Raw genomic sequence first — 16,055 nt, forward strand, 5'->3', positions numbered from 1 at the left:
GGGCAAGCCCGCTCCCACAGGTGCTGAGATACCTTGTGGGAGCGGGCTTGCCCGCGAGAGCTTTGGTAATGACCATGAAAATCCTGACCTTTGCCCCACTGCTCTGCCTCCCCTTGCCGTTGCTGGCCGCTGAACGCGACGACGCCCTCAAGCTCCCCGACATCCTTATCAGCGCCAACCGCCAGGTCGAGTCGCGCACCGCCACCAGTGCCGCCAACACCGTCTTCACCCGCGCCGACATCGACCGCCTGCAACCCAGCAGCGTCACCGACCTGCTCAGCCGCGTGCCCGGCGTGCAAGTCGCTCCCACCGGTGGCCGTGGCAGCCTGCCGGGCATCTTCATCCGTGGCACCAAGGCCGCCCAGAGCCTGGTACTGGTCGATGGCGTGCGCATTGCCAACGCCACCTCCGGCGACAGCGGCCTGCAGTTTCTCGATGTCGACCAGATCGAGCGCGTCGAAGTGCTGCGCGGCTCGCGCTCGGCGGTGTATGGCAGTGATGCCATCGGCGGGGTGATCCAGATCTTCACCCGCCGCAGCAGCGGCCCCGGCCTGCAACCACGCCTGCGCCTGGCGGCGGGCAGCAACCAGACGTTCCAGCGCAGCCTGGGCCTGGCTGGCGGAGACGACACCACCCGTTTCAACCTCGGCGCCAGCCTCGATGAAACCGCTGGCATCGACTCGACCGGGCCGTCGTTTGCCAGCGATGGCGACCATGACGCCTACCGCAACAAGTCGCTCAACCTGAGCCTGAGCCATACCTTCGGCGAGCGCTTCGAAGCTGGCCTGAACCTGCTCGACAGCCGCGGCCGCAGCGAATACGACAACCCGTTCGGCCGTTTCGACCCGGTCACCTTCCAGAGTTTCGGGCAAAAGCCCTACACCGACTTCACCGTCAGCAGCCTGGGCAGTTACTTCGATGCGCAGCTCAACGACCTCTGGCATTCGCGCCTGGAACTTGCCCACAGCGAAAACCGTGACGACAAGCGCGACAAGCTGAGCGACGAGCGCTTCGTGTTCAACACCTACCGCGACCAGGTCACCTGGCAGAACGACTTGGCCCTGGCCGAACGGCACAACCTGCTGCTCGGCGGTGACTGGTACGAAGACCGCGTGCACGGCAGCACCGACTTCACCGAAGACAGCCGCTGGAACCGTGCAGCGTTCATCCAGCACCGCTACAGCGGCGAAGATTTTTCCACCGAGGTGGGCGTACGGCGCGACCAGAACCAGCAGTTCGGCGGCCAGACGACCTGGAGCGGCAGCCTCACCGTGCCGCTGAACCCGCACAACGATGTGCTGCTGTCCTACAGCGAAGGCTTCCGCGCCCCGACGTTCAACGACCTGTACTACCCGCAGTTCAGCAACCCGGGCCTCAAGCCCGAGCGCGCCAAGAGCTATGAAGTGCAGTGGCGTAGCCAGCTGACCCACGACAGCCGCCTGGAAACCTCGCTGTACCGCACCGACCTGCGCGATGCGATCATCTTCGGCCAGGACTCGATCCCGCAGAACGTGGCTTCGGCGCGCATAAACGGCCTGGAAATGGCGCTCGACCAGCAATGGGGCCAATGGCGCAGCCAACTGGGCGTGGCGCTGATCGACCCGCGCGACCGCGACAGTGGCCACACCCTCGCCCGCCGCGCCCGGCGCACACTGAGCCTGGACCTGGACCGCCAGTTCGGGCGGTTCAGTGCAGGCGCCAGCTGGCAAGCCGTCAGCGCCAGCTACGACGATGAAGCCAACCGCAACCGCCTGGGCGGTTACGGCCTGCTTGGCCTGCGCGCGGGCTGGGCAGCCACTGACGAACTGAAACTGGAAGTGAAGCTGGATAACTTGCTGGACAAGAATTACAGCCGGGCCCTGTACAGTTTCGACGGTGCCAGCTATGGCTACCGCGAAGAAGGCCGCACCGCGCTGTTCAGCGTGACCTGGACGCCGGCACTCTAGCTGCAAGGAGCGCGCACAGGCGGGCGGTGGCTTCGATCATCTGCCCGCTGGGCCGCTCCAGCCCCTTGTCAGGCACCACCAGCAAGTTTTTCCCGGCCACCGCACTCAACCGTGGCCAGGCCTTCCAGCTCGCCAGCTGCGCCTCATCGCCCGCCAAGATCACCTGCGGGTCACGCATCAGCACCGACTCGACATTCACCTGCGGGGCCGGCTGGCTCAGATCGGCAAAGACATTGCGCGCCCCGCACACCGCCAGGGCATCGCTGACCACCTGCTGCCCGCCCAGAGTGTACAGCGGCCGGTCCCAGACCTGATAGAACACCCGCACCGGTTGCTCGCGCCCATATTGCTGGCGCAGCTGCTGCAGCCGCTCGCGCAGGGCCTGCACATAGGGCTGGCCTTGCTCGCCCCGGCCGACACGCACGGCGATGGCCTCGATCTGGTCGAGCAACTGGTTCAGGTCGTGGGGTTCGGCGCTGTACGTGGCGATACCCAGGCGCTTGAGCTGGTCGCGCTGGGTCGGTGCCACGCTGCCGGGCCAGAGCAGCAGCAGGTCGGGCTTGAGGCTGAGCAGGGTTTCCATGTCCAGCTGGCCCTGGCGCCCGACCGAAGGCAGCCGCTGCAGTGCCTGGGGACGCTCGCCGCCATCGAGCACGCCCACCAGCAGGTCATCGGCGTGCAGTTCGAGCATGATTTCGCTCATCGACGGCGCCAGGCTGACCACGCGCAAAGGCTCGCCGGCCCTTGCGCTGAGGGCCAGCAGTGCCAGCAGGCAAAACAGAACGCGCATCAGCCCAGCTGACGTGGAATGCGGTAGAGGTAAAGCAGCACCACGGTGGACAGCGCCAGGAGGATCTGCGGCACCGCCTCCAGCCCGACCAGCACCGACAGCGCGGCGACCCAGGCCGGGAAGCAGGCAAACAGCATGGCCATGCGCCGCACCCGCGCCAGGAGGATCCAGGCGGCAGGCTCTTCAGCCGTGCCAAGCACCCTTGAGGTGGCGATCAGCGCGCGCTTGTAGGCACCGAAGCGCGGCAGGCTGAGGAACATGGTCGCGGCACCGGCGATGAACAGTGGCATTGCCAGCACCGGGATCAGCGCATCGCCACCACCAAAGGCCCAGGCCATGACCGGTAGCGGTACCAGGCCCACCGCCAGGTACTGCCACCAGGTCAGCGCCAGGCGCCGCTTGACCTCGCCGCGGGTCACGCCTGGGGCACCTCGCCCTGGTGTTCGTTACCCAGCATGTGGCCAAGCTTGCCGGCCTTGGTCGCCAGGTAGTAACGGTTGTGCGGGTTGTGGCCGGTGTGCAGCGGCACGCGCTCGGCGACCTTGATGTTCATGTCGGTCAGCGCCTTGACCTTGCGCGGGTTGTTGGTCATCAGGCGCAGCGATTTCACGCCCAGGTGCTCCAGCATCGGCAGGCACATGGCGTAGTCGCGCTGGTCGGCGGCAAAGCCCAGGCGCTCGTTGGCCTCGACGGTGTCGGCACCACCGTCCTGCAGCTCATAGGCGCGGATCTTGTTCAACAGGCCGATGCCACGGCCTTCCTGACGCAGGTACAGCAGCACGCCACGGCCTTCGCGGGCGATCGCCTGCAGCGCGGCTTCCAGCTGCGAACCGCAGTCGCAGCGCTGGCTGAACAGGGCATCGCCGGTCAGGCACTCAGAGTGCAGGCGCCCCAACACCGGCTCGCCGTCGGCGATATCACCCAGGCTGAGCACCACGTGCTCACGGCCAGTGGCTTCGTCGAGGAAGCCATGCATGGTGAAGATCGCAAAGGGAGTCGGGAGTTTCGAGGCGGCAACAAAGACGACGGGCACGTTGTGCTCCTGGATAAGTAGGAAATTTCTCGTGAGCCGATTGTATCAGCAGGTCGCCGCGTGTGCGCTCGTTGAATACCGTGGCTTAAGATCGAAAAGTTCGATGCTTAGTCGGGGGCTGGCACTCGCTTGGGCCTTACACAATCCCTGTGGGAGCGGGCGTGCCCGCGAACACCGGCAAAGCCGGTGCCATCCACCGCGCCGCCTGCTTCGCGGGCTCGCCCGCTCCCACAGGGGACCGCGCAGGCCATGAGACAGAGGCCTTACTGCGGCTTGCTATCAACCGTGAAGGGATAAGGCTGCTTCCAATGCTCGAAGATCGGCTTCAACTCGCCGCTGCGCACCAGCTCGGCCATGCGTTTGTCGAACAGGTCGCGCAAGGCCTTGGCTTGTTCGCTCCTGGAAAACGCCAGGTACAACGGCAATTCGGCCACATGGGTGCTGCGAAAGCGCTCCGGCTGGGAGGTCTGCCCGAGCACGTAGTCGACCTCGGTCTGCGCATCGATGTAGAAATCCACCCGCTCATGTTCGAGCATCGGCAGGATGCCTTCACGGCGCTGGATTTCGCGGAAGTTGTGCACGTTGGGCAGGTAGCTGCCGTAGTCATAGCCGCGCACCCAGGCCAGGCGGTACTGGCCGACGGTGGCCAAGGTCGGCACCGGCTTGCTGGCCAAGCCCAGGGCATAGATGTGGTCCAGGTCGAAATGCCAGCGCGGGTACAGGTTGTCGTCGTTTTCTTCCTTGTACGACCCGACCCAGGCATCGGCCTCGCCACGTTTGACCAGGCCAACCGCGCGGCTGTAAGGCGCACTCTGGGTCACCACCTTGACCCCGGCGGGTTCGAACACCTTGCGCAGCACATCCCAGGCCACGCCGCTGCCATCGGCGTTGGTGTAGTCGATCCACTCTTCGCTGACCAGGTGAATCTGCTTCGGTAACGCATCGGCCGCCATCACCCAGGGGGCAAGGCTCAGCATCATTGCCAGCAGCACAGTCCTCATGGCCATCGAAACGCTCCCTGCTTCAGCCTACCGCCCATACCAGAATCTGCATGCCAAGCCAGGCGAACACACCGGCCAGGATATCGTCGAGCATGATCCCGACACCGCCGTGCACATGGCGGTCGATCCAGCGGATCGGCCATGGCTTGAGGATGTCGAAGAAGCGGAACATCAGGAACCCGGCGAGGATCCACTGCCACCCTTCCGGCACCAGCCACAGGGTGATCCACATGCCGACCATCTCGTCCCAGACAATGCCTTCATGATCGTGCACGCGCAAGTCGTTGGCGACCTTGCCGCACAGCCAGAAGCCGAACAGCATCGTCACGCCCAGCAGCAGCCAGTAGCCCCAGTCGGGCAGCATCTGCCACAGCGGGATGAACGGGATCGCTACCATCGAGCCCCAGGTACCGGGGGCCTTGGGCAGCGTGCCCGAGCCGAAGCCGAAGGCGATGAAGTGCCACGGGTTGCGCCAGACCGATGGCGGAACGAACTCCGCTGGCACCTGGTTGGGGTGGTCGGTCACGGTGTCTCCCTAAAGTGTTGATAGCCCCGTTGAGCCGGGGTGATGTCCTGGCCCTGCGGATCGCGCAGGGTCACGCCCTGGCCTTCGAGCACGCGGCCGATGACGTGCACCTCGACGGAACCGAGTTCGGTCAGCGGGGCCATCGCCGCAGGCGGCAAGGTGAAGGCCAGTACATAGTCGTCGCCGCCGGTCAGCGCTGCCAGCCGTGCCCCGTCGTGGCCAAGGAAGGCCTGCAGAGCAGGAGACACTGGCACCTGCGCCAGGTTCACCTCGAGGGCGACCCCGGACGCCTTGGCGATATGCCCACAGTCGGCAAGCAGGCCATCGGAAATGTCCAAGGCCGCCGTGGCCCGGCCGCGCAGCAGCTGGCCAAGCTGCAGCTGGGGCATCGGCGACCAGTAGTGGTCGAGCAGCGGCTTGGCCAGTTCGGCCGGCGCCTCGCGCTCACCCAGTACCAGCGGCAACGCCCCGGCCGCCTTGCCCAGCGAACCGCCGACACACAGCAGGTCGCCCGGCCGCGCGCCGCTGCGGCGCAACGCCTGGCCGGCCGGCACGCGGCCGAACACGGTGACGGTGATGCTCAGCGGGCCGCGGGTGGTGTCGCCACCGATCAGGCTCATGCGGCAACGGTGGGCCATGCGGCTGAGGCCGTCGGCATAGGCCGCCAGCCAGTCGGGGCCGACATCAGGCAAGGTCAGGGCAAGGGTGAAGCCGATCGCCGTCGCGCCCATGGCCGCCAGGTCACTGGCCGCCACGGCCAACGAGCGCTGGCCAAGCAGCAGCGGGTCGCAGACAGCGGGGAAATGCACCCCGGCGACCAGGGTGTCGGTCGACACCGCCAGTTGTTCACCGGGGGGAAGGTCCAGCAGGGCACAGTCGTCGCCGATGCCCAGGGCCACGCCCTCGCCGCCCTGCGCACAGGGCGCGGCGGCGAAGTAATGGTTGATCAGCTCGAACTCACCCATGGGCCGGCAGCGCCAGGATCAGCGCTTGTTCGCCTTGACTTCTGCTTCACGCAGCGCCGGGGCAAGCTTGTCCAGCACGCCGTTGACGAACTTGTGGCCGTCGGTGGCGCCGAAGACCTTGGCCAGTTCCACGCCTTCGTTGATCACCACGCGGTACGGTACGTCGACGCGCTTGATCAGTTCCCAGGTGGACAGGCGCAGCACGGCCAGCTCGACCGGGTCGAGCTCTTCCAGTGCGATGGCCATGCAAGGCACCAGCGCCTTGTCGATTTCGCCCTTGATCGCCGGGACCCCGTGGAGGATCTCGCGGAAATAGGCACCGTCGACATCGGTGAAATCGTTATCGACCCGGAATTGCGCTTCGATCTCGTTCAGCGAATGCTGGGCCATGTGCCACTGATACAGGGCCTGGGTCGCGAGCTTGCGGGCTTCGCGGCGCTTGGCGCTCTTCGATGGCTTGCCGGCATCCGCAGGTTTTGGATCGCGCGGGTTGAAACGATCGCTTTCGTCGCTAATCACTTGGCCTCCAACTGCGCCAGCAGGCTGACCATTTCCAGAGCGGACAGGGCAGCTTCACCGCCTTTGTTGCCAGCCTTGGTGCCGGAGCGCTCGATGGCTTGTTCGATGGAGTCGACGGTCAGAACGCCGAAGGCCACCGGTACGCCGAACTCCATGGACACCTGGGCCAGGCCCTTGGTGCATTCGCCCGCCACGTATTCGAAGTGCGGGGTACCGCCACGGATCACGGCGCCCAGGGCGATGATCGCGTCGTATTCGCCTTGCTGGGCGACTTTCTGTGCCACCAGCGGGATTTCGAACGCGCCCGGGGCACGGATGATGGTGATGTCGCTTTCGCTGACACCGTGGCGTACCAGGGTATCAACGGCGCCGCTTACCAGGCTTTCGACGACGAAGCTGTTGAAGCGGCCAACCACCAAAGCATAGCGACCTTTGGGGGCGATGAAGGTACCTTCGATGGTCTTCAGGGTCATTCCGATATTCTCATCTTCAAGAGCGAGGCCGCATACAAGCGGCCTCGACAGGGGTCTGGACTCGAGCTCAGGGCGTCAATGCCGCCTCAAGTCACTCGGAGGGCACGTATTCTACAACTTCCAGATCGAATCCGGATATCGCATTGAACTTCATTGGCGAACTCATCAGGCGCATCTTGCGCACACCGAGGTCGCGCAGGATCTGCGAACCGGCACCGACGGTGCTGTAGGTGGTCGGCGCCTTGGCCGGTGCGTCGCCCGCGCTCTCGCGGATGTGCGCCAGCAGCACGTCGCCGTCCAGCGGGTGGCCCAGCAGCAGCACCACGCCACTGCCCGCCTCGGCCACGGCGGCCATGGCCGCGCGCAGGCTCCAGCGGCCCGGCTGCTTGACCAGCAGCAGGTCGCGCAGCGGGTCCATGTTGTGCACGCGCACCAGGGTCGGCTCTTCGGCGCAGATCTTGCCCAGGGTCAGGGCCATGTGCACGTCGCCTTCCACCGCGTCACGGTAGGTGACCAGGTTGAATTCACCCAGCTCGCTCTCCACCGGCTGCTCGGAGACACGCTGCACGGTGCGCTCGTGGATCATGCGGTAGTGGATCAGGTCGGCGATGGTGCCGATCTTCAGGCCGTGCTCGGCGGCGAACACTTCCAGCTCGGCACGGCGCGACATGGTGCCGTCGTCGTTCATCACTTCGCAGATCACGCCGCTCGGCTCGAAGCCGGCCATGCGCGCCAGGTCGCACGCCGCTTCGGTGTGGCCGGCGCGGGCCAGGGTGCCGCCGGGCTGGGCCATCAGCGGGAAGATGTGGCCCGGGCTCACGATGTCTTCGGCCTTGGCGTCCTTCGCCGCGGCAGCCTGCACGGTGCGGGCGCGGTCAGCAGCGGAAATGCCGGTGGTGACGCCTTCGGCGGCTTCGATCGACACGGTGAACTTGGTGCCGAAGCCCGAGCCGTTGCGCGGCGCCATCAGCGGCAGCTTCAGGGTCTCGCAGCGCTCGCGGGTCATCGGCATGCAGATCAGGCCGCGGGCGTGCTTGGCCATGAAGTTGATGTGCTCAGGCAGGCAGCACTCGGCCGCCATGATGATGTCGCCTTCGTTCTCGCGGTCTTCGTCATCCATGAGGATGACCATTTTGCCCTGGCGGATGTCTTCGACCAGTTCTTCGATGCTGTTGAGCGCCACTCGGCACCCCCTTCTCAATCAGGATTTCAAGAAGCCGTTGGCGGCCAGGAAGCTTTCGGTAATGCCACTGCCCTTGCTCGGTTCGGCAGCCTTGTCGCCCAGCAGCAGACGCTCCAGGTAACGGGCCAGCAAGTCGACCTCAAGGTTGACCCGACGCCCTGCGCGGTAGTCGGCCATGATGGTTTCGGACAGGGTGTGCGGGACAATGGTCAGCTCGAACTCGGCGCCATTGACCTCGTTGACCGTCAGGCTGGTGCCGTCGACGGTGATCGAACCCTTGTGGGCGATGTACTTGGCCAGCTCCTTGGGCGCACGCACGCGGAACTGGATGGCGCGGGCGTTATCGCTGCGCGAGATGATTTCGCCGACGCCGTCGACGTGGCCGCTGACCAGATGGCCACCCAGGCGGGTAGTCGGGGTCAGGGCCTTTTCCAGGTTGACCTTGCTGCCGCTCTTGAGGTCGATGAACGCGGTGCGCTTGAGGGTCTCGACGCTGACGTCGGCCCAGAACCCGTTGCCCGGCAGCTCGACGGCGGTCAGGCACACGCCGTTGACGGCGATGCTGTCGCCGAGCTTGACGTCACCCAGGTCGAGCTTGCCGGTTTCGACGTAGACGCGCACGTCACCGCCCTTGGGGGTCAGGCTGCGGATGGTGCCGATGGATTCGATGATGCCGGTGAACATGGGGACTTCCTCAAAAACGGGTTGCGCGGGGCAAGCCCGGCATTATACGCCGGGTGCCGGCAGAGGGATGGCCGTGACCCGCCAGTCATCGCCCACTGCGCGCATTTCGGTAATTTTCAGCCGCGGCGCCTGGCTCATCCTGTCCAGCGGCCAATCCAGCAATGGCCGGGCCTGGGAGCCGAGGAAGGTGCCGGCGACGAACAGCTGGTACTCGTCGATCAGGCCCTGGCTGGCGAAGGCGCCGACCAGGCCGGCCCCGGCCTCCAGCAGGATTTCGTTGACGCCACGTGCGGCCAGCGCCTGCAACAGGGCCGGCAGGTCTACCTGGCCATTGTCGCCTGGCAGGCAGAGCAGTTCATGGCCGGCAGCGGCATAGCGTGGGTCATCTGCGACGGCGGTGGCCACCAGTGCCGGGCCGGCCTGGAAGAACGGTGCATCCAGCGGCAAGCGCAGACGGCCGTCGATCAACACCCGCAGCGGCGTGCGGCTCAGCGCCAGGGCGGTGGTTTCGGCATCCAGGCCCAGCTCGGCGCCACGCACGGTCATCCGCGCGTTATCGGCCAGCACACTGGCCGCACTGGTCAGCACCACGCTGGAGCGGGCGCGCAGGCGCTGCACTGCCGAGCGGGCGGCGGGCCCGGTGATCCACTGGCTTTCGCCGCTGGCCATGGCGGTGCGGCCGTCCAGGCTCATTGCCAGCTTGGCGCGGACGAACGGCAGGCCGTGCTCCATGCGCTTGAGAAAGCCCGGGTTGAGGGCGCGGGCCTCGGCTTCGAGCACGCCGCTGGCCACTATGATGCCAGCCTGTGCCAGGCGCCGCAGGCCTCGGCCTGCGACTTGCGGGTTGGGGTCCTGCATGGCGGCGACCACCCGGGCCACGCCGGCGTTGACCAGCGCCTCGGCGCACGGCGGCGTGCGGCCATGGTGGCTGCACGGTTCCAGGGTCACGTAGGCGCAGGCGCCGCGGGCCCGCTCGCCGGCCTGGCGCAGGGCATGCACTTCGGCATGCGGCTCGCCGGCGCGCACGTGCCAGCCTTCACCGACCACCTCGCCATCGCGGACGATCACGCAACCCACACGCGGGTTGGGGTGGGTGGTGTACACGCCCTTGCGCGCCAGCTCCAGCGCGCGGGCCATGTAATGGGCATCGAGAATCGCGGTCTGGCTGGGCATGCTCACTCTTTAGCCGGCTCGCGGGCCAGGCGGTCGATTTCTTCGCGGAATTCGTCGAGGTCCTGGAAGCGCCGGTACACCGAGGCGAAGCGGATGTAGGCCACTTCGTCGAGCTTGCGCAGTTCGGCCATGACCATTTCGCCCACCACCAGCGACTTGACCTCACGTTCGCCGGTGGCGCGCAGGCGGCTCTTGATGTGCGCCAGCGCCGCTTCCAGGCGCTCGACGCTGACCGGGCGTTTTTCCAGCGCACGCTGCATGCCGGCCCGCAGTTTTTCTTCATCGAAAGGCTGGCGCGTGCCGTCCTGCTTGATCAAGCGCGGCAGCACCAGCTCGGCGGTTTCGAAGGTGGTAAAACGCTCGCCACAGGCGACGCATTCACGGCGGCGGCGCACCTGTTCGCCCTCGGCGACCAGACGCGAGTCGATGACCTTGGTGTCGTTGGCACCGCAAAAGGGACAGTGCATGGTGGCAGGCAACAAAAAAAGGGAGGGCCATGGTAGCGCATTGCACTGGCAAGACAAGCCAAAGGGGTTAACATCCATACAATTCTGCCCGTGAAGGACCCACCCATGCATCTTCGTGCGCTCGTCGTGCTGTGCTGCGCTTCCCTGCTCGCCGCCTGCGGCAGTGACCGCCCCAAGACCGAAGCAGTCCCCGCGCCAGCAGCGGCCAAGGTGGCGAAAAACGCCGAACCGCTTGGCCCGCTGCCGGCCTATCAGCGTGAACTGAGCGGCACCTTGCTGGAGATCCCCGCCGGCGCGGATGTGGAGCTGGCGCTGCTGGTCATCGACGACCGCGACCGCCCGCAACAGCTGCTGGCCAGCAGCACCCTGACCGGCACCGGCCAGGCCCTGCCCTATCACCTGCGTTTCAACCCCGAGGCCTTCCCGGCCGGTGCCCGCGTCGAGCTGCGCGGCCGCGCCAGCAGCTCCGGCCAGCTGATCATGCACCTGCCACCGGTGCGCATCATCCAGGCCCAGACCCAGGCCACCGGCCCGCTGCGTTTCGAGAAGGCGCCGTAAGTGGCGCCGCTTGCCCTGCAACAGGCCCTCAGCGGCCTGATCGGCGAAGCGCGCCTGGTGGTCAGTGATCTGCCCGAGTGCGAGCTGAAGCTATGGCTGATCGATGACCAGAACATGGACCGCGCCTTCAGCAGCGAGGAAACCCGGCGCATCCTCGAAGAACCGCCGTACTGGAGCTTTTGCTGGGCCAGCGGCCTGGCCATGGCGCGTTACCTGGCCGCGCGCCCGGAATGGGTGGCCGGCAAGCGTGTGCTCGACTTTGGCGCCGGTTCCGGTATCGCCGGGATTGCCGCTGCCCGTGCTGGCGCCTTGGAGGTGGTGGCCTGCGACCTCGACCCACTGGCCCTCGACGCCTGCCGCGCCAATGCCGCGCTGAACGGGGTGGAGCTCGGTTACAGCAGCGATTTTTTCGCCGAGGATGACCGCTTCGACCTGATCCTGGTGGCCGATGTGCTCTATGACCGCGCCAACCTGCCGCTGCTCGATGCCTTCCTTGGCCGTGGCCGCCAGGCGCTGGTGGCCGACTCGCGTGTGCGTGATTTCAGCCACCCGCTGTACCGCCAGCTTGGCGTGCTCGAGGCCCTGACCCTGCCGGACCTGGCCGAACCGCACGAATTCCGCCGGGTCAGCCTGTACCACGCCAGCCGCGAGCCTTTATAGTGGTGCGAATCACGGATTTGCGAGAGTCGCGATGAGCCTAGCTCCTAGTAAAGATCTGCCCTACATCTTCGATGCCACCGATGCCACCTTCCAGCAACTGGTGATCGAGAACTCCTTCCACAAGCCGGTACTGGTGGACTTCTGGGCCGAGTGGTGCGCGCCGTGCAAGGCGCTGATGCCGCTGCTGGCGAAGATCGCCGAGGGTTACCAGGGCGAGCTGCTGCTGGCCAAGATCAACTGCGACGTCGAGCAGCAAGTGGTGGCCCAGTTCGGCATCCGCAGCCTGCCGACCGTGGTGCTGTTCAAGGATGGCCAGCCGGTCGACGGCTTTGCCGGTGCGCAGCCGGAGTCGGCGATCCGCGCCATGCTCGAACCGCATGTGCAACTGCCGGCCGCGCCAACCGCTTCGCCACTTGAACACGCCAAGGCGCTGTTTGCCGAAAGCCGTTTCGCCGAGGCAGAGGCGGCGCTGCAAGCGCTGCTGGGTGAAGACAACAGCAATGCCGAGGCATTGATCCTCTATGCCCGCTGCCTGGCCGAGCGCGGCGAGCTGGGTGAAGCCCAGGTGGTGCTGGACGCGGTCAAGACCGACGAGCACAAGGCCGCGCTGGCCGGTGCCAAGGCGCAGCTGACCTTCCTGCGCCAGGCCGCCAGCCTGCCGGAAGTCGCCGACCTGAAGAGCCGCCTGGCGCAGGACCCGCAGGATGATGAGGCGGCTTACCAGTTGAGCATTCAGCAGCTGGCGCGCCAGCAGTATGAAGCGGCACTGGAAGGATTGCTGAAGCTGTTCCAGCGTAATCGCGGGTATGAGAACGGCTTGCCGCAGAAGGCGATGCTGCAGGTGTTCGAGCTGCTGGGCAGTGACCATCCGCTGGTGGGGGTTTACCGCCGTCGGCTGTCTTCGGCCATGTTCTGACCTGAAGCCCGTTGCGAGGGCTTTGCCCTCGTTCGCGGGCGCGCCCGCTCCCACAGGGATCGCGCAAGGCCTGAGAGCTGTGCAGTACCTGTGGGAGCGGGCTTGCCCGCGAAGAGGCCCGCATAGGCAACCTCACCCCACCCAGTGATACACCGGCGCATCCACGCCACTTTCCACCTTCACCTCGCTGCTGTGGCGCAAGCGCACCAGCAACCGCTTGCCTGCTGCGGTACTCCCGGCAAGTCCTTCCAGCCGGTCCAGCAATTCTGGCCCGTTCATCTGCCCTGCCAGGCGCAACACCTCACGTGCGGCATGCCACTGCCCATCGTCCTGGCGCGGCGCCGCTGCCGCTGCAGCCACCGGCTCAGCCACTGGCACCTCGATCTGCCGCCCCAACTGCGCCCACTCCTGCGGTTCCAACTCGATGGTCAGGTCCACCGGCCAGTCGCCAATCTGTCCACGAATTCTCACGATGCATTCCTTGAGCTCAAGTCAATGCAGCCATGCTACCGCAACATGAAACCTGCGCCACCCAGGCTGGCGGGCCGTAGAGAAGTTGTTATAACATAACCACAATTTCCCCAGCATCTCCCTGGAGTCGTCCATGCGTCGTCTGCTGCTCGCCTTGCCCTTCGCCCTGCTGCCCCTGGCCGTGGCCCATGCCCACGACGAACATGACCATGATCACGCCCACGGCACCCTCGGTGCCCACGAACATGGCGTGGCCAAGCTCAACGCGGTGCTCGACGGCAACACCCTGGAGCTGGAGCTGGACAGCCCGGCGATGAACCTGGTCGGCTTCGAACATGCCGCCAGCAGCGATGCCGACAAGGCCAAGGTTGCCGCGGTACGCCAGCAGCTCGAACAGCCGCTGAAGCTGTTCGCCCTGGCCTCGGCCGCAGGCTGCAAGGAGGATCAGCAAGAACTGGAGAGCCCGCTGTTCGGCGACCCGGCCAAGGCTGACGACGATGGTGACGAACACGAGAAGGGCCATGTGCACAGCGACATCAATGCCCACTACCAGCTGACCTGCGCCACCCCGGATAAACTCGCCCAAATCGACCTCACCCCACTGTACAAGGCCTTCCCGGCCACCCAGAAAATCAACGTGCAACTGATTGGCCCGAATGGCCAGAAAGGCGTCGAGACCTCGCCCGCCAAGGCCGTGGTCGCGTTCTGAAATGCGCCAGCCGTTGATTGAGCTGCAGGACCTGGTGTTCGCCTGGCCCGGCCAGGCGCCACTGCTGGATATCCCGGCACTGCGCCTGGAGGCCGGTGAAGCACTGTTCCTCAAGGGCCCCAGTGGCAGTGGCAAGACCACCCTGCTGGGCTTGCTCGGTGGGGTCAACCGCCCAGGTCAGGGCCGTATCCAGCTGCTCGGGCAGGACCTCGCCGTGCTAGGCCAGGGTGCGCGTGACCGCTTCCGGGTGGACCACACCGGCTACATCTTCCAGCAGTTCAACTTGCTACCGTTCCTTTCGGTGCGCGAAAACGTCGAACTGCCGTGCCGCTTTTCGCGCAGCCGCGCCGAACGTGCCCGTCAGCGCCACGGCAGCGTCGATCAGGCCGCCAGCGTGCTGCTGGCGCACCTGGGCCTGGGTGACCCGGCGCTGCTCGCAAGGCGTGCCGACAGCCTGTCGATCGGCCAGCAGCAGCGCGTCGCGGCTGCACGCGCGCTGATCGGCCAGCCCGAACTGGTGATTGCCGACGAGCCGACCTCGGCGCTGGATGCCGATACCCGCGAAGCCTTCATCCGCCTGCTGTTCGACGAATGCCGTACGGCCGGTTCCAGCCTGTTGTTCGTCAGCCATGACCAGAGCCTGGCACCGCTGTTCGACCGGCACCTGTCCCTGGCCGAACTCAACCGCGCCGCCAAGCCCCGGGAGGCCTGATGTACCTGCTTCGCCTTGCCCTGGCCAGCCTGGCCAACCGCCGTTTCACCGCCTTTCTCACGGCCTTCGCCATCGCCCTGTCGGTATGCCTGCTGCTGGCCGTCGAGCGCGTACGCACCGAAGCCCGCGCCAGCTTCGCCAGCACCATCAGCGGTACCGACCTGATCGTCGGCGCCCGCTCGGGCTCGGTGAACCTGCTGCTGTATTCGGTATTTCGCATCGGCAACGCCACCAACAACATCCGCTGGGACAGCTTCCAGCACTATGCCCAGGACCCACGGGTCAAGTGGGCGATCCCGATCTCGCTGGGTGACTCGCACCGTGGCTACCGGGTGATGGGGACCACCACCGATTACTTCAGCCATTACCAGTACGGCCGCAAGCAGCATCTGCAACTGAGCCAGGGCCGTGAATTCGCCAGCGACCCGTTCGAAGTGGTGCTCGGTGCCGAAGTGGCCGACGCGCTGCACTACAAGCTGGGCGACAAGCTGGTACTGGCGCACGGTATCGCCGCGATCAGCCTGGTCAAGCATGACGACAAGCCGTTCACCGTGGTCGGCGTGCTCAAGCGCACCGGCACGCCGGTCGACCGCACCCTGCACATCAGCCTCGCCGGCATGGAAGCCATCCACGTCGACTGGCAAAACGGCGTGCCGGCCCGTGGTGCCGGGCGCATCAGTGCCGACCAGGCGCGGACCATGGACCTGCAGCCAGCAGCCATCACCGCGTTCATGCTCGGCCTGAACAACAAGATCGCCACCTTCAGCCTGCAGCGCGAGATCAACGAGTACCGCAGCGAGCCGTTGCTGGCGATCCTGCCCGGGGTTGCCCTGCAGGAGCTGTGGAGCCTGATGGGAACCGCCGAACAGGCGTTGTTCGTGGTGTCGGTGTTCGTGGTGCTGACCGGCCTGATCGGCATGCTCACGGCGATCCTCACCAGCCTCAACGAACGCCGCCGGGAGATGGCGATCCTGCGCTCGGTGGGTGCGCGGCCGTGGCATATCGCCGGGCTGCTGGTGCTCGAAGCGCTGGCGCTGGCGGTTGCGGGCATTGCGGCGGGTCTTGGGCTGCTGTATGCGGGGATCGCCCTGGCGCAAGGCTACGTTCAGGCCAACTACGGCCTGTACCTGCCCCTGACCTTGCCCAGCCCCCATGAGTGGACGCTGCTGGCCATCATCCTTGGCGCGGCGTTGCTGATGGGCAGCGTGCCGGCCTGGCGCGCCTATCGGCAATCGCTGGCCGATGGCCTGTCCATTCACCTCTGAGAGC

Annotated in this window: 20 protein-coding genes; 7 read left to right on the top strand and 13 right to left on the bottom strand. The window is 66.1% G+C overall.

What is annotated here, in order from left to right:
- The first annotated feature begins 74 nt into the window (after nucleotides 1-74).
- Complete coding sequence (locus CAF78_RS21480; RefSeq protein WP_085677245.1) at nucleotides 75-1,946, top strand: TonB-dependent receptor domain-containing protein; 1,872 nt, start codon at nucleotides 75-77, stop codon at nucleotides 1,944-1,946.
- Here the strand turns inward: CAF78_RS21480 and CAF78_RS21485 are convergent.
- From CAF78_RS21485 to nrdR, 12 genes are all read right to left on the bottom strand, one after another.
- Nucleotides 1,918-2,736: a cobalamin-binding protein gene (locus CAF78_RS21485; protein ID WP_085677100.1), complete on the bottom strand. Its 819-nt coding sequence runs from the start codon at nucleotides 2,734-2,736 to the stop codon at nucleotides 1,918-1,920. The two genes, CAF78_RS21480 and CAF78_RS21485, sit on opposite strands and share 29 nt — an antisense overlap.
- On the bottom strand, nucleotides 2,736-3,155 hold the full coding sequence (locus CAF78_RS21490; RefSeq protein WP_085677099.1) for an MFS transporter: 420 nt from the start codon (nucleotides 3,153-3,155) through the stop codon (nucleotides 2,736-2,738). The genes CAF78_RS21485 and CAF78_RS21490 overlap by 1 nt, the downstream gene beginning before the upstream one ends.
- Nucleotides 3,152-3,769, bottom strand: coding sequence for a GTP cyclohydrolase II (gene ribA / locus CAF78_RS21495; protein ID WP_085677098.1), 618 nt, complete (start codon nucleotides 3,767-3,769; stop codon nucleotides 3,152-3,154). Before ribA ends, CAF78_RS21490 begins: the two co-directional genes overlap by 4 nt.
- A 263-nt stretch (nucleotides 3,770-4,032) precedes the next feature.
- The gene (locus CAF78_RS21500; protein ID WP_085677097.1) at nucleotides 4,033-4,776 is read right to left on the bottom strand and encodes an ABC transporter substrate-binding protein; all 744 of its coding nucleotides are present in this window, start codon (nucleotides 4,774-4,776) and stop codon (nucleotides 4,033-4,035) included.
- Between the two features lie 16 nt (nucleotides 4,777-4,792).
- Nucleotides 4,793-5,296: a phosphatidylglycerophosphatase A gene (locus tag CAF78_RS21505; protein WP_085677096.1), complete on the bottom strand. Its 504-nt coding sequence runs from the start codon at nucleotides 5,294-5,296 to the stop codon at nucleotides 4,793-4,795.
- On the bottom strand, nucleotides 5,293-6,261 hold the full coding sequence (gene thiL / locus CAF78_RS21510; protein WP_085677095.1) for a thiamine-phosphate kinase: 969 nt from the start codon (nucleotides 6,259-6,261) through the stop codon (nucleotides 5,293-5,295). The genes CAF78_RS21505 and thiL overlap by 4 nt, the downstream gene beginning before the upstream one ends.
- An 18-nt stretch (nucleotides 6,262-6,279) precedes the next feature.
- Complete coding sequence (gene nusB, locus CAF78_RS21515; protein WP_054886551.1) at nucleotides 6,280-6,780, bottom strand: transcription antitermination factor NusB; 501 nt, start codon at nucleotides 6,778-6,780, stop codon at nucleotides 6,280-6,282.
- Nucleotides 6,777-7,253, bottom strand: a complete 477-nt coding sequence (ribE, locus tag CAF78_RS21520) for a 6,7-dimethyl-8-ribityllumazine synthase (RefSeq protein WP_027917814.1) — start codon at nucleotides 7,251-7,253, stop codon at nucleotides 6,777-6,779. The genes nusB and ribE overlap by 4 nt, the downstream gene beginning before the upstream one ends.
- A gap of 91 nt (nucleotides 7,254-7,344) precedes the next feature.
- Nucleotides 7,345-8,436: a bifunctional 3,4-dihydroxy-2-butanone-4-phosphate synthase/GTP cyclohydrolase II gene (gene ribBA / locus CAF78_RS21525; RefSeq protein WP_016484697.1), complete on the bottom strand. Its 1,092-nt coding sequence runs from the start codon at nucleotides 8,434-8,436 to the stop codon at nucleotides 7,345-7,347.
- Between the two features lie 18 nt (nucleotides 8,437-8,454).
- Nucleotides 8,455-9,120, bottom strand: coding sequence for a riboflavin synthase (locus tag CAF78_RS21530; protein WP_016497780.1), 666 nt, complete (start codon nucleotides 9,118-9,120; stop codon nucleotides 8,455-8,457).
- Nucleotides 9,121-9,162: 42 nt separating this feature from the next.
- Entirely contained in the window at nucleotides 9,163-10,293 is a 1,131-nt protein-coding gene (gene ribD / locus CAF78_RS21535; RefSeq protein WP_085677094.1) for a bifunctional diaminohydroxyphosphoribosylaminopyrimidine deaminase/5-amino-6-(5-phosphoribosylamino)uracil reductase RibD, read from the bottom strand.
- Between the two features lie 2 nt (nucleotides 10,294-10,295).
- On the bottom strand, nucleotides 10,296-10,760 hold the full coding sequence (gene nrdR / locus CAF78_RS21540; protein ID WP_003255402.1) for a transcriptional regulator NrdR: 465 nt from the start codon (nucleotides 10,758-10,760) through the stop codon (nucleotides 10,296-10,298).
- Between the two features lie 105 nt (nucleotides 10,761-10,865).
- Here nrdR and CAF78_RS21545 point away from each other — a divergent pair, with 105 nt between their 5' ends.
- Genes CAF78_RS21545 through trxA form a run of 3 tightly spaced genes read left to right on the top strand, consistent with a single transcriptional unit; the run spans nucleotide 10,866 to nucleotide 12,894 of the window.
- On the top strand, nucleotides 10,866-11,318 hold the full coding sequence (locus CAF78_RS21545; protein WP_085677093.1) for a YbaY family lipoprotein: 453 nt from the start codon (nucleotides 10,866-10,868) through the stop codon (nucleotides 11,316-11,318).
- A complete protein-coding gene (locus CAF78_RS21550; RefSeq protein ID WP_085677092.1) occupies nucleotides 11,319-11,978 on the top strand; it encodes a methyltransferase in 660 nt (219 codons plus the stop codon).
- Between the two features lie 31 nt (nucleotides 11,979-12,009).
- Nucleotides 12,010-12,894, top strand: a complete 885-nt coding sequence (gene trxA, locus CAF78_RS21555) for a thioredoxin (RefSeq protein ID WP_085677091.1) — start codon at nucleotides 12,010-12,012, stop codon at nucleotides 12,892-12,894.
- A gap of 132 nt (nucleotides 12,895-13,026) precedes the next feature.
- On the opposite strand, the gene CAF78_RS21560 is transcribed toward trxA, so the two are convergent.
- Nucleotides 13,027-13,365, bottom strand: a complete 339-nt coding sequence (locus CAF78_RS21560; protein ID WP_085677090.1) for a hypothetical protein — start codon at nucleotides 13,363-13,365, stop codon at nucleotides 13,027-13,029.
- A 133-nt stretch (nucleotides 13,366-13,498) separates the two neighbouring features.
- Between CAF78_RS21560 and CAF78_RS21565 the strand changes: the two genes are divergently transcribed.
- The 3 genes from CAF78_RS21565 to CAF78_RS21575 are packed head-to-tail and all read left to right on the top strand — an operon-like array spanning nucleotide 13,499 to nucleotide 16,051.
- Nucleotides 13,499-14,074: a DUF2796 domain-containing protein gene (locus CAF78_RS21565; RefSeq protein WP_085677089.1), complete on the top strand. Its 576-nt coding sequence runs from the start codon at nucleotides 13,499-13,501 to the stop codon at nucleotides 14,072-14,074.
- A gap of 1 nt (nucleotide 14,075) precedes the next feature.
- The gene (locus CAF78_RS21570) at nucleotides 14,076-14,786 is read left to right on the top strand and encodes an ABC transporter ATP-binding protein (RefSeq protein WP_085677088.1); all 711 of its coding nucleotides are present in this window, start codon (nucleotides 14,076-14,078) and stop codon (nucleotides 14,784-14,786) included.
- Nucleotides 14,786-16,051 (top strand): ABC transporter permease, encoded by a 1,266-nt coding sequence (locus CAF78_RS21575; RefSeq protein WP_085677087.1) that lies wholly within the window; start codon nucleotides 14,786-14,788, stop codon nucleotides 16,049-16,051. Before CAF78_RS21570 ends, CAF78_RS21575 begins: the two co-directional genes overlap by 1 nt.
- Nucleotides 16,052-16,055: the final 4 nt, after the last annotated feature.

The sequence above is a fragment of the Pseudomonas sp. R28(2017) genome (genome assembly GCF_002112505.1).
Taxonomy (GTDB): Bacteria; Pseudomonadota; Gammaproteobacteria; order Pseudomonadales; family Pseudomonadaceae; genus Aquipseudomonas.

What these genes read in the sequence shown, in the direction of transcription:
- CAF78_RS21480 (WP_085677245.1), top strand. Translation starts at nt 75, where the DNA reads ATGAAAATCCTGACCTTTGCCCCACTGCTCTGCCTCCCCTTGCCGTTG.
- CAF78_RS21485 (WP_085677100.1), bottom strand. Translation starts at nt 2,736, where the DNA reads ATGCGCGTTCTGTTTTGCCTGCTGGCACTGCTGGCCCTCAGCGCAAGG.
- CAF78_RS21500 (WP_085677097.1), bottom strand. Translation starts at nt 4,776, where the DNA reads ATGGCCATGAGGACTGTGCTGCTGGCAATGATGCTGAGCCTTGCCCCC.
- thiL (WP_085677095.1), bottom strand. Translation starts at nt 6,261, where the DNA reads ATGGGTGAGTTCGAGCTGATCAACCATTACTTCGCCGCCGCGCCCTGT.
- ribE (WP_027917814.1), bottom strand. Translation starts at nt 7,253, where the DNA reads ATGACCCTGAAGACCATCGAAGGTACCTTCATCGCCCCCAAAGGTCGC.
- CAF78_RS21530 (WP_016497780.1), bottom strand. Translation starts at nt 9,120, where the DNA reads ATGTTCACCGGCATCATCGAATCCATCGGCACCATCCGCAGCCTGACC.
- ribD (WP_085677094.1), bottom strand. Translation starts at nt 10,293, where the DNA reads ATGCCCAGCCAGACCGCGATTCTCGATGCCCATTACATGGCCCGCGCG.
- nrdR (WP_003255402.1), bottom strand. Translation starts at nt 10,760, where the DNA reads ATGCACTGTCCCTTTTGCGGTGCCAACGACACCAAGGTCATCGACTCG.
- CAF78_RS21545 (WP_085677093.1), top strand. Translation starts at nt 10,866, where the DNA reads ATGCATCTTCGTGCGCTCGTCGTGCTGTGCTGCGCTTCCCTGCTCGCC.
- trxA (WP_085677091.1), top strand. Translation starts at nt 12,010, where the DNA reads ATGAGCCTAGCTCCTAGTAAAGATCTGCCCTACATCTTCGATGCCACC.
- CAF78_RS21565 (WP_085677089.1), top strand. Translation starts at nt 13,499, where the DNA reads ATGCGTCGTCTGCTGCTCGCCTTGCCCTTCGCCCTGCTGCCCCTGGCC.
- CAF78_RS21570 (WP_085677088.1), top strand. Translation starts at nt 14,076, where the DNA reads ATGCGCCAGCCGTTGATTGAGCTGCAGGACCTGGTGTTCGCCTGGCCC.
- CAF78_RS21575 (WP_085677087.1), top strand. Translation starts at nt 14,786, where the DNA reads ATGTACCTGCTTCGCCTTGCCCTGGCCAGCCTGGCCAACCGCCGTTTC.